The 21220-nt window shown below is 62.7% G+C and carries 19 protein-coding genes; 7 read left to right on the top strand and 12 right to left on the bottom strand.

Features of this window, described 5'->3' with window-relative positions:
• Positions 1-3: 3 nt before the first annotated feature.
• From ACK59Z_RS12730 to ACK59Z_RS12720, 3 genes are all read right to left on the bottom strand, one after another.
• Positions 4-936, bottom strand: a complete 933-nt coding sequence (locus tag ACK59Z_RS12730) for a rhodanese-related sulfurtransferase (protein ID WP_003252646.1) — start codon at positions 934-936, stop codon at positions 4-6.
• A 226-nt stretch (positions 937-1162) separates the two neighbouring features.
• Complete coding sequence (locus ACK59Z_RS12725) at positions 1163-1459, bottom strand: BolA family transcriptional regulator (protein WP_003252644.1); 297 nt, start codon at positions 1457-1459, stop codon at positions 1163-1165.
• A 10-nt stretch (positions 1460-1469) separates the two neighbouring features.
• Positions 1470-1994, bottom strand: a complete 525-nt coding sequence (locus ACK59Z_RS12720; RefSeq protein WP_003252642.1) for a DUF2059 domain-containing protein — start codon at positions 1992-1994, stop codon at positions 1470-1472.
• A 154-nt stretch (positions 1995-2148) separates the two neighbouring features.
• Between ACK59Z_RS12720 and ACK59Z_RS12715 the strand changes: the two genes are divergently transcribed.
• Positions 2149-3543, top strand: a complete 1395-nt coding sequence (locus tag ACK59Z_RS12715) for a class II fumarate hydratase (RefSeq protein WP_003252640.1) — start codon at positions 2149-2151, stop codon at positions 3541-3543.
• Positions 3544-3819: 276 nt separating this feature from the next.
• Here the strand turns inward: ACK59Z_RS12715 and ACK59Z_RS12710 are convergent, their stop codons facing one another.
• Both ACK59Z_RS12710 and pap read right to left on the bottom strand, forming a co-directional pair.
• On the bottom strand, positions 3820-4773 hold the full coding sequence (locus tag ACK59Z_RS12710) for a DMT family transporter (protein ID WP_088513602.1): 954 nt from the start codon (positions 4771-4773) through the stop codon (positions 3820-3822).
• A gap of 236 nt (positions 4774-5009) precedes the next feature.
• Positions 5010-6503 (bottom strand): polyphosphate:AMP phosphotransferase, encoded by a 1494-nt coding sequence (gene pap / locus ACK59Z_RS12705; RefSeq protein ID WP_003252637.1) that lies wholly within the window; start codon positions 6501-6503, stop codon positions 5010-5012.
• 136 nt (positions 6504-6639) lie between these two features.
• Between pap and mnmC the strand changes: the two genes are divergently transcribed.
• From mnmC to ACK59Z_RS12680, 5 genes are all read left to right on the top strand, one after another.
• The gene (gene mnmC / locus ACK59Z_RS12700; RefSeq protein WP_108190294.1) at positions 6640-8604 is read left to right on the top strand and encodes a bifunctional tRNA (5-methylaminomethyl-2-thiouridine)(34)-methyltransferase MnmD/FAD-dependent 5-carboxymethylaminomethyl-2-thiouridine(34) oxidoreductase MnmC; all 1965 of its coding nucleotides are present in this window, start codon (positions 6640-6642) and stop codon (positions 8602-8604) included.
• 130 nt (positions 8605-8734) lie between these two features.
• Positions 8735-10522 carry an N-acetylglutaminylglutamine amidotransferase gene (locus tag ACK59Z_RS12695; protein WP_108078304.1) on the top strand — a complete coding sequence of 596 codons (1788 nt, stop codon included), beginning with the start codon at positions 8735-8737 and terminating at the stop codon, positions 10520-10522.
• Between the two features lie 3 nt (positions 10523-10525).
• The gene (gene ngg / locus ACK59Z_RS12690) at positions 10526-12271 is read left to right on the top strand and encodes an N-acetylglutaminylglutamine synthetase (protein WP_409293118.1); all 1746 of its coding nucleotides are present in this window, start codon (positions 10526-10528) and stop codon (positions 12269-12271) included.
• A gap of 206 nt (positions 12272-12477) precedes the next feature.
• Complete coding sequence (locus ACK59Z_RS12685) at positions 12478-13662, top strand: osmoprotectant NAGGN system M42 family peptidase (RefSeq protein ID WP_108190292.1); 1185 nt, start codon at positions 12478-12480, stop codon at positions 13660-13662.
• Positions 13663-13745: 83 nt separating this feature from the next.
• Positions 13746-13973 (top strand): YheU family protein, encoded by a 228-nt coding sequence (locus ACK59Z_RS12680; protein ID WP_004575803.1) that lies wholly within the window; start codon positions 13746-13748, stop codon positions 13971-13973.
• 14 nt (positions 13974-13987) lie between these two features.
• Here the strand turns inward: ACK59Z_RS12680 and csrA are convergent, their stop codons facing one another.
• Together csrA and ACK59Z_RS12670 are read right to left on the bottom strand one after the other, a co-directional pair.
• On the bottom strand, positions 13988-14167 hold the full coding sequence (gene csrA / locus ACK59Z_RS12675) for a carbon storage regulator CsrA (RefSeq protein ID WP_004575804.1): 180 nt from the start codon (positions 14165-14167) through the stop codon (positions 13988-13990).
• A 120-nt stretch (positions 14168-14287) separates the two neighbouring features.
• Complete coding sequence (locus tag ACK59Z_RS12670) at positions 14288-15097, bottom strand: SDR family oxidoreductase (RefSeq protein ID WP_108190291.1); 810 nt, start codon at positions 15095-15097, stop codon at positions 14288-14290.
• Between the two features lie 205 nt (positions 15098-15302).
• On the opposite strand from ACK59Z_RS12670, the gene ACK59Z_RS12665 reads away from it, so the two are divergent.
• A complete protein-coding gene (locus ACK59Z_RS12665) occupies positions 15303-15455 on the top strand; it encodes a DUF3309 family protein (protein ID WP_003252624.1) in 153 nt (50 codons plus the stop codon).
• Between the two features lie 73 nt (positions 15456-15528).
• Here the strand turns inward: ACK59Z_RS12665 and ACK59Z_RS12660 are convergent, their stop codons facing one another.
• From ACK59Z_RS12660 to ACK59Z_RS12640, 5 genes are all read right to left on the bottom strand, one after another.
• Positions 15529-16692, bottom strand: coding sequence for a hypothetical protein (locus ACK59Z_RS12660; RefSeq protein ID WP_409293115.1), 1164 nt, complete (start codon positions 16690-16692; stop codon positions 15529-15531).
• Positions 16693-16703: 11 nt separating this feature from the next.
• Positions 16704-17477 carry a hypothetical protein gene (locus ACK59Z_RS12655; protein ID WP_014861133.1) on the bottom strand — a complete coding sequence of 258 codons (774 nt, stop codon included), beginning with the start codon at positions 17475-17477 and terminating at the stop codon, positions 16704-16706.
• Positions 17478-17531: 54 nt separating this feature from the next.
• Entirely contained in the window at positions 17532-20000 is a 2469-nt protein-coding gene (locus ACK59Z_RS12650; protein ID WP_409293113.1) for a CS1-pili formation C-terminal domain-containing protein, read from the bottom strand.
• A 74-nt stretch (positions 20001-20074) separates the two neighbouring features.
• Entirely contained in the window at positions 20075-20566 is a 492-nt protein-coding gene (locus ACK59Z_RS12645; RefSeq protein WP_108190287.1) for a CS1 type fimbrial major subunit, read from the bottom strand.
• Between the two features lie 68 nt (positions 20567-20634).
• Entirely contained in the window at positions 20635-21120 is a 486-nt protein-coding gene (locus tag ACK59Z_RS12640; RefSeq protein WP_409293110.1) for a hypothetical protein, read from the bottom strand.
• Positions 21121-21220: the final 100 nt, after the last annotated feature.

Genomic DNA, 21220 nt, shown 5'->3' with positions numbered 1-21220 from the left:
GCTTCAAGCCTCGGCTTTGTAGTTGTAACCGATCGGGTGCGGCAGGTTGCGGGCCTTGGCCAGCTCGATCTGCTTCTGCCGGTCGATGGCACTGCGCCGGGTCTTCTCGCTCAGGCTGTCCCAGCAATGCGGGCAGCTGACACCTGGCGAATAGTGCTCGGACGCGCGCTCCTCTGCATTGATCGGATGGCGGCAGGCGTGGCACTGGTCGTACTCGCCTTCGCTCAGGTCATGGCGCACCGTAACCCGGTTGTCGAAGACGAAGCAGTCGCCGTCCCACAGGCTTTCTTCCTGAGGCACTTCCTCGAAGTATTTCAGGATGCCGCCCTTAAGATGATAGACCGACTCGAAGCCTTCACCGAGCATGTAGCTGGAGGCCTTTTCGCAACGGATGCCGCCGGTGCAGAACATCGCGACCTTCTTGTGCTTGCTCGGGTCGAAATTGGCCTTGATGTACTCCGGGAACTCACGGAACGTTTCGGTCTTCGGGTCGATGGCGCCCTTGAACGTACCGATGGCCACTTCGTAGTCGTTGCGAGTGTCGATCAGCAGCACTTCCGGGTCGCTGATCAGGGCGTTCCAGTCCTTGGGCTCGACATAGGTGCCAACGGCCTGGTTGGGGTCTACGCCCGGCACGCCGAGGGTGACGATCTCTTTCTTGAGCTTGACCTTGGTGCGGTAGAACGGCTGTTCGTCGCAATACGACTCTTTATGGTCGACATCGACCAGGCGCGGGTCGTTGCGCAACCAGGCCAGCAGGCCATCGATGCCTTCGCGGGTGGCCGATACGGTGCCGTTGATGCCCTCGTGGGCCAGCAGCAGGGTGCCTTTGACGTTGTTGTCGAGCATGGTCTTGAGCAGCGGCTCGCGCAGCTCGACGTAGTCTTCCAGGGTGACGAACTTGTACAGCGCCGCGACGACGATGGCTTGAGACATGTAACGGAATCTCCAGGTGGTTGCCCTCGTAAGGGGCGGACCGGGTTTGACGGTATAGAAAAGCATGGGGGCGCTTTGCGCCCCTTTCGCGACACAAGGCCGCTCCCACAGGGGAGCGCGTAACCTGATGGCTAGTGCGGTTTTTGTGGGAGCGGCCTTGTGTCGCGAAAGGGCCGCAAAGCGGCCCCCGGATTTTGCAGGATTCTACCAGAACAACAGAAAGGTTTCAGTGCCCGCCGCCGGCGCACACCGGCGAGGCCGGTGCAACGCCGACCTTGGCCCACTCTTCGGCGGTGTAGGTGTGGATGGCCAGGGCGTGGATCTCGCCCATCAGCTCACCCATGGTGGCGTACACCTTCTGGTGGCGCTTGACGCTGTTCAACCCGGCGAACTGCTCGCTGACGATCACGGCCTTGTAGTGGGTCTCCTGACCACGACTGTGCATGTGACTTTCGTTGAGCACTTGCAGGTGTTGCGGCGCCAGCGCGGCCAGTTGCTGTTCGATACGTTGTTGCATGGTCATTGCGGCGTACTCACTTCTTCGCTGGTGCGGCGGCCTTGCCTGCGTTCGGGTCCAGCTCTTTGGTCATGTCTTCCAGCAGCTTGTTCACCACCGGTACTGCTGGCTCCAGGCTCTGCTGGGTCAGCTGTGCCGACTGCTGAGTGACCTTGGGCATTTCACGCAGCACTTTCTTGCCCAGCGGCGATTCGTAGAACTTGACCAGGTCTTTCAGCTCCTGCTCGGTGAAGGTCTGGGTGTACAGGTCGACCATCTTCGGCTTCAGCTTGTTCCAGCCGATGGCGTTGTCCAGGGCGGCATTGGCCTTGGCCTGGTAGCTTTCCAGCACCGGTTGCTTGGCGGCCGGGGCCTTGGTCTGGGCGAAACGCTGGGCGAACATCTGCTGCACTTGCATGTACACCGGGGTGCCCAGCTTGTCGGCGTTGGCCAGGGTCAGGAATTTCTCGGCAGCAGCGTTGTGGCTGGCGGTGGCAGCGAGTACCTGGCCACTGGCGCAAACCAGGGCAACGGCGGCACAAAGGACACGGAGACGGGTCATTGCATTTCCTTCAAAGAGAGGGAGGCGGGCACCTCAGAGTAGAGCATTCTGCGCCGTGGTGGCGATGTGCTCAAGTGGCACGACGAGCGACGGAACCGCTCGGTCGAATCAGGGCCTAAACTGCGATTTCGAACTACACAGGAGTGAGTACAGAATGAGCCGTATCGAGACAGACAGCCTGGGCCCGGTCGAAGTTCCGGAGAACGCCTACTGGGGTGCGCAAACCCAGCGTTCGCTGATCAACTTCGCCATCGGCAAGGAACGCATGCCCCTCGCGGTGTTGCACGCCCTGGCACTGATCAAGAAGGCCGCGGCACGCGTCAACGACCGCAATGGCGACCTACCGGCCGACATCGCCCGGCTGATCGAACAGGCCGCCGATGAAGTGCTGGCTGGCCAGCACGACGATCAGTTCCCGCTCGTCGTCTGGCAGACGGGCAGTGGCACCCAGAGCAACATGAACGTCAACGAGGTGATTGCCGGACGCGCCAACGAACTGGCCGGCAAAGGCCGTGGCGGCAAGGCGCCGGTGCACCCCAATGACCACGTCAACCGCTCGCAGAGCTCCAACGACTGCTTCCCCACCGCCATGCACATTGCGGCAGCCCAGGCGGTGCAGGAAAAGCTGCTGCCGGCCGTGACCGAACTGTCTTCAGGGCTGGCCGAGCTGTCGATGCGTCACCACCAGCTGGTAAAAACCGGTCGCACACACATGATGGACGCCACGCCGATCACCTTCGGCCAGGAAGTGTCGGCCTTCGTCGCCCAGCTCGATTACGCCCAGCGCGCCATCCGCGCCACCCTGCCGGCGGTGTGCGAACTGGCCCAGGGCGGCACTGCCGTGGGGACCGGGCTCAACGCCCCGCAGGGGTTTGCCGAGGCCATCGCTGCCGAGCTGGCGGCGCTGTCCGGCCTGCCGTTCATCACCGCGCCGAACAAGTTCGCCGCCCTCGCCGGCCACGAGCCGCTGACCAGCCTGGCGGGGGCCCTGAAGACCCTGGCCGTGGCCTTGATGAAAATTGCCAACGACCTGCGCCTGCTGGGTTCCGGCCCGCGCGCCGGCCTGGCCGAGGTGCGCCTGCCGGCCAACGAGCCCGGCAGCTCGATCATGCCGGGCAAGGTCAACCCCACCCAGTGCGAGGCGCTGTCGATGCTGGCCTGCCAGGTGCTGGGCAACGACGCGGCCATCGGCTTTGCCGCCAGCCAGGGGCATTTGCAGCTGAACGTGTTCAAGCCGGTGATCATCCATAACCTGCTGCAATCCATCGAGTTGCTGGCCGATGGTTGCCGCAACTTCCAGCAGCATTGCGTGGCGGGTATCGAGCCGGATGCCGAGCAGATGGCCGCGCACCTGGAGCGTGGGTTGATGCTGGTGACGGCGCTGAACCCGCATATTGGCTATGACAAGGCGGCAGAAATTGCCAAGAAGGCTTACAGCGAGGGCAAGACCTTGCGCGAGGCGGCCTTGGCGTTGAAGTACCTGACCAATGAGCAGTTCGACCAGTGGGTGCGGCCGGAGAACATGCTGGCGCCGGGCGGCAAGGGCTGACTGCTCTGTAGCCTGTACCGGCCCTTTCGCGGGTAAACCCGCTCCTACGCCCAGAGGCGATCCATTGTAGGAGCGGGTTCACCCGCGAAAGGGCCCGTACAGGCAATCGACAGACCTAGTGTGGTGTTTTGCAAATACGGCCAATAACTCGCGAGCGATTTTTGCGCTCAAGCAAGGCGTCGCGACGAGTCGTAGCCCAGCTACGGCGAGGAGCGACAACGCCGCATGAGCGCAAAAAGCGCCGCGCGTTATGGTCGTTATTTGTGAAACACCACACTAGGCCAACCGCGCCCTGCGGGCCCGCCAACCCGCCACCAGAGAGGGCCCCAGCGCCACCAGCGCCGAACCGAACACCACCGTGACCGCCCCCAAATAGCCCAGGGCATTAATGTCCTCGGCATGCACATACTCAGGCCAAACCAACGCCGCCAGCGCCACCGCAACGAAGGTCACCAGTGGGGTCAGCGCCAGCGTGGCACTTACCCGTGAGGCCTCCCAGTGCGCCAGTGCTTCGGCAAACGCGCCGTATGCCACCAGGGTATTCAGGCAACAGGCCAGCAGCAGCCAGCCTTGCACCGGGGTCAGTTGCAAGGCCTCCAGCGGGTGCACCCAAGGTGTCAGCAACGCAGCGCAGCTGAGGTAGATCACCATCATCACCTGCTGCGAGTGCCACACGGTCAGCAACTGCTTCTGGCTCAGGGCGTAGAACACCCAGATGCTGGTCGCCAGCAAAATGGTCAACACGCCGGTGGTGTAGGTACCCAGCGAAGTCAGCAGCTCTTCCAGGCGCTGGTTGAAGAACAGGCCAAACCCTGCCAGCAGCACCAACAGGCCCACGCCCTGCCCCACACTGAAGCGCTCGCGGAACACGAACACGCTGGCCACCAGCAACAGCACCGGGCCGATCTGTACCACCAGTTGTGCGGTGCCTGGGCTAAGCAGTTTGAGACCGATCAGGTAGAGCACGTAGTTGCCCATCAGGCCGAGCACGGCCACCAGCACCAGGCCCTTGCCCTTGGGCGCCAGTTTACGCATGGACGGCAAACGCCGCTGAGCCGCCAGCCAGGCGAACAGCAGGCTGCCGGAGACCAGCAGGCGGTACCAGGTGACAGTGATCGGGTCGACCACTTGCAATACCTGCTTGAGCTTGATCGGCAAGATGCCCCAGAGCAGCGCCGTCAGAAGTGCCAGGAACAGCCCATAGCCCCAGCGGCCAGAAGTGGTGTGCATAAAATCCTCGATCAAGCCCGTGGTGGGGGTTGTAGAATTCTACGGGGTTGGAGGACGGGGACGGTGGAGAGTGCCGAGAAAAGAATTCATCAGGTCATTCTTTTGGGGCATGGCTGGGGGGAGGTGTTGCCTGTTCTGGCCCTTTCGCGGGTGAACCCGCTCCTACAAGGGATCGCGTACCCCTGTAGGAGCGGGTTCACCCGCGAAAGGGCCAGAACAGGCAACATCACCTTCGGCTATTTCTTGTGCTTGGCAAACGCCGCCTCAAGCGCCTGGTTGATGGTGCGCACCACCTTCACCCGCGCCCAGCGCTTGTCATTGGCCTCTACCAGCGTCCAAGGGGCAATCTCGCTGCTGGTGCGGTCGACCATGTCGCCCACCGCCTGGGAGTATTCGTCCCACTTGTCGCGGTTGCGCCAGTCATCCTCGGTGATCTTGTAGCGTTTGAACGGAATTTGCTCACGCTCTTCGAAGCGCTCCAGTTGGGTCTGCTGGTCGATCGCCAGCCAGAACTTGACCACCACCACGCCGGCATCCACCAACTGCTCTTCAAAGTCGTTGATCTCGCTGTAGGCACGCATCCAGTCAGCGGGGCTGCAGAAGCCTTCCACCCGCTCCACCAGCACCCGGCCATACCAGGAACGGTCGAAGATGGTGAACTTGCCCCGTGCCGGGATGTGCCGCCAGAACCGCCACAGGTACGGCTGGGCGCGCTCTTCTTCGGTAGGCGCGGCAATCGGCACGATACGGTACTGTCGCGGGTCCAGCGCTGCCGCCACGCGGCGGATGGCGCCCCCCTTGCCGGCGGCGTCATTACCTTCGAACACCGCCACCAGGGCGTGCCGGCGCATGCGCTTGTCACGCAGCAGGCCGGCCAGACGGGCCTGTTCGGTGATCAACTGTTCCTGATAGTCGGCCTTGTCCAGGCGCAAGGTCATGTCCAGGGCGCCAAGCAGGCTGCGGTCGTCGATGCTGTGGCCCAGCGGGGCCACGTTGCCCTGGTGCTTGCCCTTGGGATTATTGGCCAGCGCGGCTTGCAGGCTTTCCAGCAGAATGCGCCCCACCGCCAGGCTGCGGTAATTCGGGTCTACCCCTTCGATGATGTGCCATGGCGCATAGTCGCGGCTGGTGCGGCGCAGCACGCGCTCACCAAAGCGCACGAAGCGGTCGTAGGTTTGCGACTGCTGCCAATCCAGCGGGCTGATCTTCCAACTGTGCAGCGGGTCGTCCTTGAGCGATTTCAGCCGTGCCTTCATCTGCTTCTTGGACAGGTGGAACCAGAACTTGATGATCAGCGCACCTTCATCGCAAAGCATCTGCTCCAGGCGCTCGGCACCGGTAATGGCCTGATCGAGCACGGCATCCTTGAACACCCCGTGCACCCGCCCCTGCAGCATCTGGCTGTACCAGTTGCCAAAGAACACACCCATCCGCCCCTTGGGTGGCAAGGCCCGCCAATAGCGCCAGGCGGGTGGGCGGGCCAGCTCTTCGTCGGTCTGCTGGTCGAAGGTGAGCACATCGATCATGCGCGGGTCCATCCACTCGTTGAGCAGTTTTACCGTCTCACCCTTGCCGGCGCCTTCAATGCCGTTGATCAGCACGATCACCGGAAACCGCGCCTGCTGCTTGAGTTCGTACTGGGCTTCGAGCAGGGCCTCGCGTAAAGCGGGTACCTCGGCGTCGTAAGCCTCCTTGTCGATGCTGTGGCCGATTTCGGCAGATTCGAACATGCACTGGCTCCTTCAATGGATAAGCAAGACTAGCGGATTTCATTTCGGCCTGTATTGACCTCTTCACCAATGAACGCGCTCCCACAGCTCAGCCGGATGGCATAAAATCCCGCCATCCGCTGCAACCGAGCCCACCATGCCCACCCTCCTCCAGCACGCCCAGATCGACTGGGACGACCAGGGCCGCCCCCATTCGCGGCACTATGACGACGTCTATTTCGCAGTCAACGAAGGCATCGAAGAAACCAAGCACGTGTTCCTCGGACAGACCCGCTTGGCCGAACGTTTTGCCAACCTGGCGCCGCACGCCTGCACGGTGATCGGCGAAACCGGTTTTGGCACCGGCATGAATTTTTTCTGCGCCTGGCAGCTGTTCGACCAGCACGCACACAGCGACGCGCGCCTGCACTTCGTCAGCGTCGAGAAGTACCCCCTCGACCACGCCGACATGGCCCGCGCAGTGCGCCTGTGGCCTGAACTGGCCGCCTATACCGAGCCACTGCTGGAGCAATACGTGGCGGTGCACCCGGGCTTTCAGCAGTTCACCTTCGCCGGTGGCAGGGTCACCCTGACCCTGTTGATAGGCGATGTGCTGGAACAGCTGCCGCAACTCGATGCGCAGATCGATGTGTGGTTCCTCGACGGCTTCGCCCCCGCCAAGAACCCCGACATGTGGACCCCGGAGCTGTTTGCGCAACTGGCGCGGCTATCGCATCCGGGCACGGTGCTGGGCACCTTCACCACCACCGGCTGGGTACGCCGCAGCCTGGTGGAAGCCGGCTTCGCCATGAAGAAGGTGCCAGGCATCGGCAAGAAGTGGGAGGTGATGAGCGGCGCCTACGTCGGCCCCCGGCCCGGCCCATGCGCGCCCTGGTACGCGCGCCCCGCGGTGACACAGGGGGCGCGCGAGGCGCTGGTGATCGGTGCCGGACTTGCCGGCAGCAGCAGCGCCGCCAGCCTGGCCCGGCGCGGCTGGCAGGTAACCGTGCTGGAGCGCCACGAAGCCCCCGCCCAGGAGGCTTCGGGCAACCCGCAAGGGGTGCTGTACCTCAAGCTGTCTGCCCATGGCACCGCGCTCTCGCAGATGATCCTGTCCGGGTTCGGCTACACCCGGCGTCAGCTGCAGCGCTTGCAGCGTGGCCGTGACTGGGATGCCTGCGGGGTGCTGCAACTGGCCTTCGACAGCAAGGAGGCCGAACGCCAGGGCAAGCTGGCTGCCGCCTTCGACCACGGCTTGCTGCACTGCCTGGCGCGCGCCGATGCCGAAGCCATCGCCGGCGTGGCGTTGCCTGGCGGCGGGTTGTTCTACCCCGAAGGTGGCTGGGTGCACCCGCCAGCGCTGTGCCAACAGCAGTTGCAGCACCCTGGTATTCGCGTGGTGACCCACCAGGACGTGCTCGAACTGCGCAAAGTGGATGAGCATTGGCAAGCCTGGGCTGGCGACCAGCTGTTAGCCCGCGCTCCAGTGGTGGTCCTGGCCGGCGCGGCGGATGTGCTGCGCTTCGAACCTTGCGCGCAGTTACCACTCAAGCGCATCCGTGGGCAGATCACCCGCTTGCCGGCCACCGCCAGCAGCCAGGCACTGCGCACCGTGGTGTGCGCGGAGGGCTATGTGGCACCGCCGCGCGAGGGTGAACATACACTGGGCGCCAGTTTTGACTTCCACAGCGAAGACCTTGCACCGACGGTGGCCGAGCACCAGGGCAACCTGGCGCTGCTGGACGAAATTTCCGTCGATCTGGCGCAACGGCTGGCTGTGGCTGAACTGGACCCCGAGCAATTGCAGGGACGTGCTGCGTTCCGTTGCACCAGCCCGGATTACCTGCCGATCGTCGGGCCCATTGCCGACGCGCAGGCGTTTACCGAAGCCTATGCAGTACTGGGCCGGGATGCGCGGCAAGTACCGGATGTGCCCTGCCCTTGGCTGGGCGGGTTGTATGTGAACAGCGGACATGGCTCACGCGGGCTGATCACGGCGCCGTTGAGTGGCGAGCTGGTGGCGGCCTGGGTATGTGGGGAACCGCTGCCATTGCCGCGGGCGGTAGCGGAGGCTTGCCATCCGAACCGGTTTGGATTGCGCCGGTTGATCCGGGGGAAATGATTGCATCGGGTTGCCTGCCCGGCCACATATAACCAAACATTCTAAAACTCTCGAAAAGCACATAGGTCAGTTCCTTAAGGTGCCCTAATCCGGGGCATCACCTCCCCAACGGAAAAACCGGTAAGGACTTATGTGCGGATTAGCAGGAGAGTTACGTTTCACCCCCATCGACCAAGCCCCTCGCCCAGCCGACCTGGCTGCGGTAGAGCGCATTACCCATCACCTGGCCCCGCGTGGCCCGGATGCCTGGGGCTTCCATAGCCAAGGCCCGATCGCCCTGGGCCACCGGCGCCTGAAGATCATGGACCTGTCCGACGGCTCGGCGCAGCCGATGGTCGACAATACGCTGGGCCTGTCGCTGGCCTTCAACGGTGCCATCTACAACTTCCCCGAACTGCGCGAGGAATTGCAGGCGCTGGGCTACAGCTTCTGGTCCGACGGCGACACTGAGGTGCTGCTCAAGGGCTACCACGCCTGGGGCGCGGCGCTGCTGCCCAAGCTCAACGGCATGTTTGCCCTGGCCATCTGGGAGCGCGACAACCAGCGCCTGTTCCTGGCCCGCGACCGCCTGGGCGTCAAACCCCTGTACCTGTCGCGCAACGGCGAGCGCCTGCGCTTTGCCTCGACCCTGCCGGCACTGCTCAAGGGCGGCGACATCGACCCGATGCTCGACCCGGTGGCCCTCAACCACTACCTGAACTTCCACGCCGTGGTACCGGCACCGCGCACCCTGCTGGCCAATGTGCAGAAGCTGGAGCCCGGCACCTGGATGCGCATCGACCGGCATGGCGAAGTGGAACGCCAGACCTGGTGGCAGCTGAAGTACGGCCCCAACCCGGACGAGCGTGAACTTGATCTGGAAGGCTGGACCACCCGCGTACTCGACGCCACCCGCGACGCCGTAGCCATCCGCCAGCGGGCAGCCGTCGATGTGGGTGTGTTGCTGTCCGGCGGCGTCGATTCCAGCCTGCTGGTCGGCTTGCTGCGCGAAGTGGGCGTTGACGACCTGTCGACCTTCTCCATCGGCTTTGAAGATGCCGGCGGCGAGCGCGGCGACGAGTTCCAGTATTCGGACCTGATCGCCAAACACTACGGCACCCGTCACCACCAGTTGCGCATTGCCGAACACGAAATCATCGACCAACTGCCGGCCGCCTTCCGCGCCATGAGCGAGCCGATGGTCAGCCACGACTGCATCGCGTTCTACCTGCTGTCGCGGGAAGTGGCCAAACACTGCAAAGGCGTACAGAGCGGCCAGGGTGCCGATGAGCTGTTCGCCGGTTACCACTGGTACCCGCAGGTGGACGGCGCCGACGATGCCTATGCGGCCTACCGTGACGCATTCTTCGACCGCAGCCACGCCGAATACCGCGACACCGTGCAGGCCCCCTGGCTGCTGGAAACCGACGCTGCCGGCGACTTCGTGCGCGAACACTTCGCGCGCCCCGGCGCACCGGCTGCCGTGGACAAGGCCCTGCGCCTGGACAGCACCGTGATGCTGGTCGACGACCCGGTCAAGCGGGTGGACAACATGACCATGGCCTGGGGCCTGGAGGCGCGGACGCCGTTCCTCGATTACCGCCTGGTGGAACTGTCGGCACGCATTCCCGCACGCTTCAAGCTGCCCGACGGCGGCAAGCAGGTGCTCAAGCAGGCAGCGCGACGGGTGATCCCGCATGAGGTGATCGACCGCAAGAAGGGTTACTTCCCGGTACCGGGCCTGAAGCATCTGGAAGGTGCCACCTTGGGCTGGGTACGCGAACTGTTGACCGACCCCAGCCAGGACCGAGGGTTGTTCAACCCGGCCATGCTCGACCGCCTGCTGAGCAACCCACACGGCCAGCTGACGCCATTGCGCGGCTCCAAGCTGTGGCAACTGGCGGCGCTGAACCTGTGGCTGAGCGAACAAGGAATCTGACCGATGAAAGCCCATGAAATCGCTTATGGTCAGCGCCTGCTGCGCGGCCAGGCGCCGTCCTACGAGCGCCTGCAGGCGCGCCTGGCCGGCGACGGCAGCCAGCCCCACGACCAACCGCGTGCCGTGCACTGCGGCTGGGGCCGGCTGTTGATAGGCCACACCTACCCCGACCCGGCTTCCCTGGCCGAGGATCTGCTCGACGAGCACCCGGGCGAACGCGACATCGCCCTGTACGTGGCCGCACCGCAGCAGGTGCTGGCCCAGGCCCCCCAGCAGCTGTTCCTCGACCCGTCCGACACCCTGCGCCTGTGGTTCACCGACTACCGCCCGGCGCAGCGGGTATTTCGCGGCTTCCGCGTGCGCCGGGCACAGAACCCCGCCGACTGGCAGGCGATCAACACGCTGTACCAGGCGCGCGGGATGCTCCCCGTCGACGCCGAGCTGCTTACCCCCCGGCACTTGGGTGGCCCGGTGTATTGGCTGGCAGAGGACGAAGACAGCGGCGCGATTATCGGCAGCGTCATGGGCCTGAACCACACCAAGGCGTTCGATGACCCCGAGCATGGCAGCAGCCTGTGGTGCCTGGCGGTGGACCCACACTGCACCCGCCCCGGCGTGGGTGAAGTGCTGGTGCGCCACCTGATCGAACACTTCATGAGCCGTGGCCTGGCCTACCTGGACCTGTCAGTGCTGCACGACAACCGCCAGGCCAAGCGCCTTTACCAGAAACTGGGTTTTCGCAACCTGCCCACCTTCGCAGTCAAGCGCAAGAACGGTATCAACGAGCAACTGTTCCTCGGGCCTGGCCCGCAAGCCGCCCTCAACCCCTACGCTCGCATCATCGTCGACGAGGCGCTACGCCGGGGCATCGAAGTGCAGGTCGATGACGCCGCTGGCGGCCTGTTCACCCTGAGCCTGGGCGGGCGGCGCATTCGCTGCCGGGAATCGCTCAGCGACCTGACCAGTGCCGTGACCATGACCCTGTGCCAGGACAAACGCCTGACCCAGCACGCCCTGCACAACGCCGGGCTGCAGGTGCCCGCGCAACAGCTGGCGGGCAATGCCGATGACAACCTGGCGTTTCTCGAAGAGCATGGCGCGGTGGTGGTCAAGCCGGTCGATGGCGAACAAGGCCAGGGCGTGGCGGTAAACCTGACCTGCATCGACGACATCACCCGCGCCGTGGCACACGCCCGCCAGTTCGACAGCCGCGTGCTGCTGGAAAGCTTCCATGCCGGGTTCGACCTGCGCATCGTGGTGATCGGCTACGAGGTGGTGGCCGCCGCCATCCGCCACCCGGCGCAGGTGCTGGGCGACGGTAAGCACACTGTGCGCCAGTTGATCGAAGCCCAGAGCCGTCGCCGCCAGGCCGCCACCGGTGGCGAAAGCCGCATTCCGCTGGACGACGAAACCGAGCGCACCTTGCGCGCAGCGGGCGTTGGCTATGACGACGTGTTGCCGGCCGGCCAGCGCCTGGCCGTGCGGCGCACGGCCAACCTGCACACCGGCGGCACCCTGGAAGACGTCACCGAACGCCTGCACCCGGTGCTGGCCGATGCTGCCGTGCGGGCGGCACGGGCACTGGAAATTCCGGTGGTTGGGCTGGACTTCATGGTGCGCGATGCCGGGCAGCCGGAGTACGTGATCATCGAGGCCAACGAACGTGCTGGCCTGGCCAACCATGAACCGCAGCCCACGGCCGAGCGTTTTATCGACCTGCTGTTTCCCCATAGCCGGCCTTTGGCGTAAACCCGTGCCGGCCTCTTCGCGGGCAAGCCCGCTCCCACAGGGATATCACCGCCCTTGACGGTTGCGTTGTACCTGTAGGAACAGATTTACCCGCGAAGGCAGCGCGGTACCTGTAGGAGCGGGTTTACCCGCGAAGGCAGCGCGGTACCTGTAGGAGCGGGTTTACCCGCGAAGAGGCCGGCACAGGAGTAAAGGAGTCCCCAACCATGTCCGAGCAACACCCCGAACCCGATCTCGACTACCTCAAACGCGTGCTGCTGGAAATGCTCGCCATCCCCAGCCCCACCGGCTTCACCGACACCATCGTGCGCTACGTGGCCGAACGCCTTGACGAACTGGGCATCCCCTTCGAGCTGACCCGCCGCGGCACCATCCGCGCCACGCTGAAGGGCCGGCAGACCTCGCCCGACCGCGCCGTCTCTGCCCACCTGGATACCATCGGCGCCAGCGTGCGCCAATTGCAGGACAATGGCCGCCTGGCCTTGGCGCCCGTCGGCTGCTGGTCCAGCCGCTTTGCCGAAGGTAGCCGGGTCAGCGTATTCACCGACACCGGCGTATTCCGTGGCAGCGTGCTGCCGCTGATGGCCAGCGGGCATGCCTTCAACACGGCCATCGACCAAATGCCGATCAGCTGGGACCACGTGGAAGTGCGCCTGGATGCCTACTGCGCCACGCGCGCCGACTGTGAGGCACTGGGCGTGAGCATTGGTGATTTCGTGGCCTTCGACCCATTGCCCGAGTTCACCGAAAGCGGCCACATCAGCGCCCGTCACCTGGACGACAAGGCTGGCGTAGCCGCATTGCTGGCGGCATTGAAGGCCGTAGTGGAAAGCGGTCGCCAGCCGCTGATCGACTGCCACCCGCTGTTCACCATCACCGAGGAAACCGGCTCGGGTGCAGCCGGCGCCCTGCCCTGGGATGTCAGCGAGTTCGTCGGCATCGACATCGCCCCGGTGGCACCCGGCCAGGCGTCAAGCGAGCATGCGGTGAGCGTGGCCATGCAGGACTCGTCGGGGCCTTACGACTACCACCTGTCCCGGCACCTGCTGAAACTGGCCGGCGACCATGACTTGCCGGTGCGGCGCGACCTGTTCCGCTACTACTTCAGCGATGCCCATTCGGCGGTGACTGCCGGGCACGATATTCGTACCGCGCTGGTGGCGTTCGGTTGCGATGCCACCCATGGTTACGAGCGCACCCATATCGACAGCCTGGCAGCGCTGAGCCGGTTGTTGTCAGCCTACCTGCTGAGCCCGCCCGTGTTTGCCAGTGACTCGCAGCCCGCCAATGCGTCACTCGAGCGCTTCAGCCACCAGTTGGAGCATGATGCGCAGATGGAGAGCGACACGCGGGTACCGGCCGTGGACAGCCTGGTCGGAAACAAAGGCTAAACGCCCTTGGGGCTGCAAAGCGGCCCCAACACCTCGAATGTTTCGCGTAGCATGCCCATACCTATTTCAGACACCGCCCGACCATGCTGATCCCCTACGACCAATTGCAAGCCGAAACCCTGACCCGCCTGATCGAGGACTTCGTCACCCGCGACGGCACTGACAACGGCGACGACACCCCGCTGGAAACCCGCGTGCTGCGGGTACGCCAGGCATTGGCCAAAGGCCAGGCTTTCATCCTGTTCGACCTGGAAAGCCAGCAATGCCAGTTGCTGGCCAAGCATGATGTGCCCCGCGAGCTGCTCGAATAGCAGGTCAGGCCTCTTCAGGCCTTGCTCTGCTTGGACGCCTTGATGCGCTTGTAAACTTCGGCTCGATGCACCGGCACCTCACGCGGAGCAGCCACACCAAAGCGCACCACGCCGTCCCGGGTCTCTACCACCATGATCCGGATGTCATCGCCAATCACGATGACCTCCCCTACTTCGCGCCCTATTACCAGCATGTTCCGATCCTCCTGCGAAAGGGAAAACCGGAGCCTGCCTCGTAGGTATTCAGCTACTCAATAGCGCCACTACGATTCAGAAGCCTCTTACACTTTTGAGTAACTTCTCCTACAGACCAATCATCGCGACGGGGCTTTTGCCCGCATTTTCATCGCCATTTCGGCCATCTCGTCATACAGCCGCTCAGGGGCCTGGCGTTTCAGTTGCCAGGCCTGGCGCCCTGCTTCATGCGGCAGGATGAGAAACTCGCCTGCAGCGACCTGCTGATGGATATAGTCGGCAATGTCTGCCGCACTGATCGGCGAACCTTCGAGCAGCTTGCCCACCTGCGCCTTCATCGCCGGGTTCGGGCCGCGGAACGAGTCCAGCAGGTTGGTCTGGAAGAACGACGGGCACACCACGTGCACTGCCACCTCTACCTGACGCAACTCCACCAGCAGGCTTTCAGACAAGGCCAGCACACCGGCCTTGGCCACGTTGTAGTTGCTCATGCCCGGGCCCTGCATCAGTGCGGCCATCGAGGCGACGTTGATAATGCGCCCCTTGCTGCGCTCCAGCAGCGGCAGGAAGGCCTTGCAGCCCTTGACCACGCCCATCAGGTTGACCGCGATCTGCCAGTCCCAGTCTTCCAGTGACAGTTCAGCAAAGAAGCCGCCCGAAGCGACGCCCGCGTTGTTGACGATCACATCGACGCCACCGAACTTCTCTTCGCAGGCCTGGGCAAGGGCCGTCAGCTGGCTGTAGTCGCGCACGTCGCAGCGCTGGACGAAGCCGTCGCCACCGGCCTGGCGAGCCTGCTCCAGCGTTTCGCGCAGGCCGGCTTCGTTGACATCGGCCAATGCCAGGCGCCAGCCCTCACGCGCCCAGCGCAGGGCGATCTCGCGACCGAGGCCGGACCCGGCGCCGGTGATCATGATGCGTTTTTGCATGGTCGCAGGCCTTGTTTTGACAGGGAGTCCGGTGAGTCTAATCAAGGCGTCGCCATCCGGGAGGATTCATCAGGGCAGTGAATGGGCGGGCATGATTGGTAGACGGCTGCACGGGGATGGAATCTTTACCAACCCGCACCGGTCCGAATTATCGAGAGGCCAGCAATCTCAGGCTCTTGCCCCCTAATCACGCAAGGACTTTGACATGACCACGATCCTTATCATCATCCTGATTCTGCTGCTGATCGGTGGCTTACCGGTCTTCCCCCACTCGCGCAGCTGGGGCTATGGCCCTTCCGGCATAATCGGCGTGGTGTTGGTGATTCTGTTGGTATTACTGTTGCTTGGGATGATATGACGCGCTGCGGATAGCCACTTCAAACAGTCACGTGAGGTGAATGGCAAGCGGGTCACACCACCCGGTTGCCATTCTACAGGTTCGCATCAAACACCATTGTCACGACGGCCTGATACTCGATACCAGGCAACATGTCCTGCTTCTGGGTGTGGCCGCGAGGGTATACATGAAAATGCAACTGCCCTTGGCTGCCGGTCACACCCTCTGGCGGGACGTCCAGGCTCATGGCGTTCTCAGCTCCGCCAAAGGACATTGCCTGCCGATAGAGCGAACGGCCATTGTAGGAAACCCCTGGCAAGGTCATGGCCAGGTACAGCGGTATGCCATGGCCCTTGGCCGACCGTAGATTGCACGTACTATCCAGCCCGGTGCTGCACTGCGCCCAGACGTTGAATGGCCCACTGGCAGTCAGGCTGAAATCCACGTCTTTTTCCAGTTTCTCTGCCACACCCCGCCCGCGGCTCCCATGCCCGTGCGCCTGCTGCGGCACCAGTACCACCTGCTCGGAACCCGGCTCAAAACGCACCTCAAGGTCATGCACCACCTCCAGTTCGACGTTGATCGCCACTGAATCGGCCGTGAGCCCAGCGACTGTTCGGCTCGAGCCCAGGCCTATATCCCTGTCGGGGCCTATCGAATAGACCACGCGCCCTCGGTACACGCCCGACTTCAAGCTCGCCGGCACAGGCGTCTTCAGCTTGTAGCCCAGCGTAAGGTGACTCACATGGTAAGTGCTCGCATTCGCCGCATTGACGTTGGCCCAGCACCCGTTGCTGGCTGGCGACCACAGAAACAGGCGATGCGCCGCGCTCGCCAACGCAACCTGGCAACCACTCGAGTCCAGGCCCGTGCGCGCCGCAAGCGTAGGTGCCCCATCGTCCGAAGTTACCGCACCGCCCAGGTGGGTAATGGCAAAGTCCATGCTGACTTGCTCGCCGGTCTTGTCACGGACCATCAGTAGCGCAGTTGGCTGGACAGGGGCCGAGAGGTAGAGGCCATCGGTGCCTTCGCCATCGACTGTTTTCGAGTATTCGACCCCCACATCCAGCAGATCCTGCAGCGGATCGCCACAAAGCTGCGGCAACTGAGTACAGACAGGGGATGACCGGGGTGTCAGGTTTTCAAATTGCCGGGTCTCGCCACGGTAACGCAGCTTGAGCGTAATGTCGGCCGCCTGCACCCACGATGAGCCGAGCACGCCAGACAGCAGTACCAGCATTGCACACTTGCGAAACATGCCCCTACCTCTCACTCTGCCTTGAAGTTCATGGCTTTGCGTGCATCGCCTTCCACCTGTTCGAAGCGGTATTCGACACCGGGCTTCTCGACGAACTCGCGCGTACGTCCAGGACGAAGATGGTGCTTGGCCGGAGGCTCACACTCGTCCTCGTTCAGCACACAGACCTGGACGTTGTCGAGCAGCACCGTCGCATTGCCCTCGTTGCGCACGGTCCATTTCCCACCGGCTCGCTCGATCGAGGTCTGATACCGCGTGGCAGCAGGCTTGATAATCAAAATGGTGCCGTAGCCGGCCAGAAACTGCACACCGGCACTGAGTTCTTTGCGGTAAGCGTCAAGCTCCGTTTCATCCAGTGCGAAGCTGTCATCCTGTTCCGGCACCACCGGGACGAAGCGCAGCCGGTAGTAACGCTCCTGGTTCCGTTCACCGCGATACAGCAACCGCACGGCCTGCATGCCGCGTGCCGGGATGATCATCCGCGCAGGGCTGGCAACAACGCTGCGCTGATCGAAGGGCAGCTCATCGACTTCCACCTCACGGGGTTCGGCCTGGCCGTCGTAGACCAGCTCCAGCACGCTGACCTTGACGAACGCAGTACTGTCCCCCCGGTTGTAGATGCGTTTGGCATAGGTGCCCTTGCCTGGCTCGAGGTAGTCATAGAGCGCGCCGACATCCAGCTGTGGCCCGGCCTGGGCAAACCACGGCAGCATCAGCGCAACGAACAACAAGGGTGACAAGTGAAATGTGAACCTGTGCATCTTCAACCTCTGTTTACTCAACATCCAATCCATCGACCCGGGAATCGGGCCCTCTATAGCGTCATGCCGAAAGCCGTCTCAGCCCACATTGGGCACACACCGCTGATCACCCACGATCAGCAGGTCATCCTCGCGATCAAAGTTGTCCGGCGGTAATGTCAGAAGGCAGCTACCTGCCGTGTCATGGCGAATTTCCAAGGTGGGCCGTGACTCACTCATTTCGACGTTGAAATAGCCATCCACCTCGACAACCGTGCGCCCGGCGTCATTGACCACATGCGCGCCGTGCAGTGGCTGGCCTTGCCCGTCGAGCAGCCGACCAAACACGGTGACCGTTCGCATGACCTTCACTGAGTGGTACCCCACCCCACCGCGGTTGAGGTGATAGTCCACAGCGAGGGGTTGGATCTGTGCTGGCGGCACGTCCTTCGTGTCGAAGTCGAAGCGCACATGGCCAGACTTGAACGCCGTCACCGGCACGATATTGCGCCCGGGGTGCAGCACTGCACTCATGCCCTGGCCATCGTTGGCGCGCAGCTTTACACCGTGCAGATCGCTTTCGACATCGATGATCAAGCCGGCTTCGAGCGGCAGGTTGCTGCCACCCATGGCCAGCTTCCCGGCGCCCAGCGCCAGGGTGCTTTCCAGGTTGAGGCCACCGCTGAGGTTATTGTTGAAAGAGGAACTCTGGGCATAGGCATCGCCCTGCAGCGCCTGGCTGTTAAACCGCCCATTGGCCGCCAGGCTGGTGCCATAGCTGTCGAGCGTCGCACTGCCCCCCAGGCTGTGCACGGGGCCCAGGTCGACGTTCTGCCGATACCACAGCGAAGCGTAGGGGTCACTGCCCCCCTCACGCGAGGCGCGGCTACCCACATCGACCCCAAGCTGCCTGCCATCGCGCTCAAGCTTCATGCTTACAGCAACGTTGACGCCGCGGCTGCGGACACCGGCGCTGCTGCGCGTTCCAGGCCTGTCGAAAAGTGACAGGCGAACACTGCTCTGATGCCCCCGCAGTTTCCCGTAGAACGCCCAGCTCAGGTCGGCACCCAGGCCGCTTGCCGAGCCCGCACTGTGTTCCAGGCGCAGCGTCGCTGAACTGCGCGAGGTTACCCGCTGGTTGATCGAAAAGGCGGTGCGGCTGCGCACTTGACGCTGTGACGTATCGTCGCGACCGTTACTGCCAGGCTCCAGCCAGGTCTGGTTGTGGCTCAGCAACAACGAGCCCCAAGGGTGGGTATAGGTCAACTGCAGATCGCCGCCGTTGCCCAGGCCCTGGGTCTGATTGAGGCTGGCGTAAAGCTTGAACCGTTCATGCACGTCCCAGTCCAGCGAGGTCCCCAACTGCAGGTCAGCATCGACCTGTTGCACTGACAACCCCAACACCGCAGCAGGATGTATCAGGTAGTTGGAAAGGGCACCGAACACCGGGCTCTGTTCACGATTGTCATCCGAGTTGCTCAGCAGCTCGACCTGCTGGCCGAGGTAGAGGTTGTAGCGCCAGCGGTTATCCATGTTCTGCCACCGGCTGGGCTTGTAGATGGACACTTCGCTGCGCGAGGTCTCCAGGCCGTCTTCGAGCAAACGCAGCTCCACATCATAGATGCCGCCGGGCAATACCCGCGTGTCGATCGCCTGCAAACCGGGCTGTACCGGCTGGCTGTTGATCAGCGAACCATTGCGATAGATTTCGACGATACCCGGGCGGTTCGGCGTGACGTAGACCGGGATGGCGCTGGCTTGGCCATTGTCGACCAGCAGGCTGTCACTGCTGCCCAGCATCAAGCCAAGCGTGCTATCAGGGCGGCGCCCGAGTAGCGCTGGCTGGCGCACCAGGCCTTGTGCGCCAGTGGAGAAGTAACCCAGCCGAAAGAAATGCGCTTCCTGCAGGCTCTCCGCGTAAAGCTGGTTCATGCGGTAACGCATATCGCCTTGCTCAGATGGGCTACGATCCACGCGTGCATCGGCAAGCGTCGTCCAGTTATGCAGGTTGCCCTGACCGAGCAGGCCGATTCTGCCCGTGGTCTGGTTGCCATCATTGACCAGGTTGAGCTGGTTACGCAGCAGCAACCCAGCGTCACTCTGCTCCGGGAGGCGGTGAAAGAGCGCGTCCTGCTCCCGCTTCTCGGCATTGGACGTCAGCAATGACAACTGGGAATTGGCCAGGCTGTAATGGATAGCCTGCAACCCGTCCGGGCAGTTTTGCAGGCAGTCGCCCAGCATGCGCCCGCCTTCCAGGCGCTGTTGCCATAACTGCCTGAGTGTGGCCGGCTCTGCGCTCTGCTCAGTGTCGGTAAACGCCAGCAACTGCACACGGTTATCACGGCTCAGCACCACCATGGCATCGCCGAGGTAGCGTTGATCCAGCTCCACTCGCACGGCAAGCGGCACATCGAAAAAGTGCGCCTCGAAGTCTTCTGGCAAACGCCCGAATGTATTCAGGTCAATGGCACTGGACGCGCGCTCGGCCAACACTTCGAGCGGCATAAGGCAGGCAGCACCCAGCAGCCAGACAGCGAGTGCGCGGCCGGGTGCAGCAAACTGGAACATGATTCAATCCACTTCAACACCTGCCCCTACACTGGTAAACATCCAGTAAGTTGAGGCAGGCGGCACTGCTTCAATCAAAGGCTGGTGGAGGAAGTTTCAAACAACACGCTCACTGTCCCGGTATACTCACCCTTTACATAACCATTGTCGGGCTTTATGGCCTTAAACGTAATGGGAAGATCATTGCCAGCTTTAGCATCTTCCGCGCTCATGACCTCCGCGGGCGTCAACTCCAACTTTTTATCCCCGACAGTGATGATAAGATCAATCTTCTGGTCGGTTTGTTGGTCTTGCAGCGATGCTGTGTGCAGCAGGTGGGCCTGAATAGCGCCGACATCACTCTGTGCCGAGAACTTTTCACTGACCGCCTTGAAGTCTTCGCGCTCCGGCTCATATTCAAGCGTCACGCCTTTCTCCAGCCAGCCCCCTACGGGGGCCACTGAAAAATCATTCCCGGGAATGATCGCCGTCACTGAAATACTCTGGGTGATCGGCTCAGGGGCGGACGCGACAGCGGCACCGGCAAACAATGCAAGGAACGGGACAGCCAATACATAGGATTTCACATCAAACTTCCTTTAACGGTTGCACATCAAATAGCGGGAACCCTGGGGCACCCGAATGAAATTGCGAATCAGGGCGCCCCTGTTTCAAACATCAAGGTGGCTTGCGTGACATAGGTGCCGGGCACGCGAGTCGACGCCGATCCCCCCATCGGATAGAACCTGAACTGAATGGTTTTCCCCTGAGCGGCTTCAGCAGCACTGACGATTTCAACCGGTGCCGTGCCCATTCTTATGCGATTCAACATGATGTGGTATCGACGGGACGCTTCCCCACCGCCCACCCGCGTGAACTGATACTCCGAACGATCTGTTTTCGCGTAAATCGGGCCGTAGGTACTTTTTACAAACACTTCTTTTTCAATTTGCTTGAAGATGCCCCGGTCCGGGTCATATTCAGCCTGAAGTACGTCCTCCCACCAACTGCCAACCGAGTTCACCTGAAATTCAGGTACCGACACGACAGCCTGGACACTGATGTCCTGCGGTATTTCCTTTGCCCCTGCAGCGCCCGCCACGCCAAGCAGAGCGAAGGTGATTAAACAGCGTAACTTCATTGAACATTCCCCAAATGTGCCGGCATCTATGCACTTACGACATGAGGGAACTTTATGGGCAGAGCCCCACTATGTATGTAGGATGTTTCTGACTGCATAA

Origin of the sequence: Pseudomonas sp. KCJK9058 (genome assembly GCF_046230975.1) — a bacterium.
Lineage (GTDB): Bacteria > Pseudomonadota > Gammaproteobacteria > Pseudomonadales > Pseudomonadaceae > Aquipseudomonas > Aquipseudomonas alloputida.
Note: the sequence above shows the minus strand (reverse complement) of the source record. Positions and strands in the feature narration are given on the sequence as shown.

Excerpts from the sequence above, each read along its gene's own strand:
- ACK59Z_RS12730 (WP_003252646.1), bottom strand. The coding sequence starts at position 936 with ATGTCTCAAGCCATCGTCGTCGCGGCGCTGTACAAGTTCGTCACCCTG.
- ACK59Z_RS12725 (WP_003252644.1), bottom strand. The coding sequence starts at position 1,459 with ATGACCATGCAACAACGTATCGAACAGCAACTGGCCGCGCTGGCGCCG.
- ACK59Z_RS12720 (WP_003252642.1), bottom strand. The coding sequence starts at position 1,994 with ATGACCCGTCTCCGTGTCCTTTGTGCCGCCGTTGCCCTGGTTTGCGCC.
- ACK59Z_RS12715 (WP_003252640.1), top strand. The coding sequence starts at position 2,149 with ATGAGCCGTATCGAGACAGACAGCCTGGGCCCGGTCGAAGTTCCGGAG.
- ACK59Z_RS12710 (WP_088513602.1), bottom strand. The coding sequence starts at position 4,773 with ATGCACACCACTTCTGGCCGCTGGGGCTATGGGCTGTTCCTGGCACTT.
- pap (WP_003252637.1), bottom strand. The coding sequence starts at position 6,503 with ATGTTCGAATCTGCCGAAATCGGCCACAGCATCGACAAGGAGGCTTAC.
- mnmC (WP_108190294.1), top strand. The coding sequence starts at position 6,640 with ATGCCCACCCTCCTCCAGCACGCCCAGATCGACTGGGACGACCAGGGC.
- ACK59Z_RS12695 (WP_108078304.1), top strand. The coding sequence starts at position 8,735 with ATGTGCGGATTAGCAGGAGAGTTACGTTTCACCCCCATCGACCAAGCC.
- ngg (WP_409293118.1), top strand. The coding sequence starts at position 10,526 with ATGAAAGCCCATGAAATCGCTTATGGTCAGCGCCTGCTGCGCGGCCAG.
- ACK59Z_RS12685 (WP_108190292.1), top strand. The coding sequence starts at position 12,478 with ATGTCCGAGCAACACCCCGAACCCGATCTCGACTACCTCAAACGCGTG.
- ACK59Z_RS12680 (WP_004575803.1), top strand. The coding sequence starts at position 13,746 with ATGCTGATCCCCTACGACCAATTGCAAGCCGAAACCCTGACCCGCCTG.
- csrA (WP_004575804.1), bottom strand. The coding sequence starts at position 14,167 with ATGCTGGTAATAGGGCGCGAAGTAGGGGAGGTCATCGTGATTGGCGAT.
- ACK59Z_RS12670 (WP_108190291.1), bottom strand. The coding sequence starts at position 15,097 with ATGCAAAAACGCATCATGATCACCGGCGCCGGGTCCGGCCTCGGTCGC.
- ACK59Z_RS12665 (WP_003252624.1), top strand. The coding sequence starts at position 15,303 with ATGACCACGATCCTTATCATCATCCTGATTCTGCTGCTGATCGGTGGC.
- ACK59Z_RS12660 (WP_409293115.1), bottom strand. The coding sequence starts at position 16,692 with ATGTTTCGCAAGTGTGCAATGCTGGTACTGCTGTCTGGCGTGCTCGGC.
- ACK59Z_RS12655 (WP_014861133.1), bottom strand. The coding sequence starts at position 17,477 with ATGTTGAGTAAACAGAGGTTGAAGATGCACAGGTTCACATTTCACTTG.
- ACK59Z_RS12650 (WP_409293113.1), bottom strand. The coding sequence starts at position 20,000 with ATGTTCCAGTTTGCTGCACCCGGCCGCGCACTCGCTGTCTGGCTGCTG.
- ACK59Z_RS12640 (WP_409293110.1), bottom strand. The coding sequence starts at position 21,120 with ATGAAGTTACGCTGTTTAATCACCTTCGCTCTGCTTGGCGTGGCGGGC.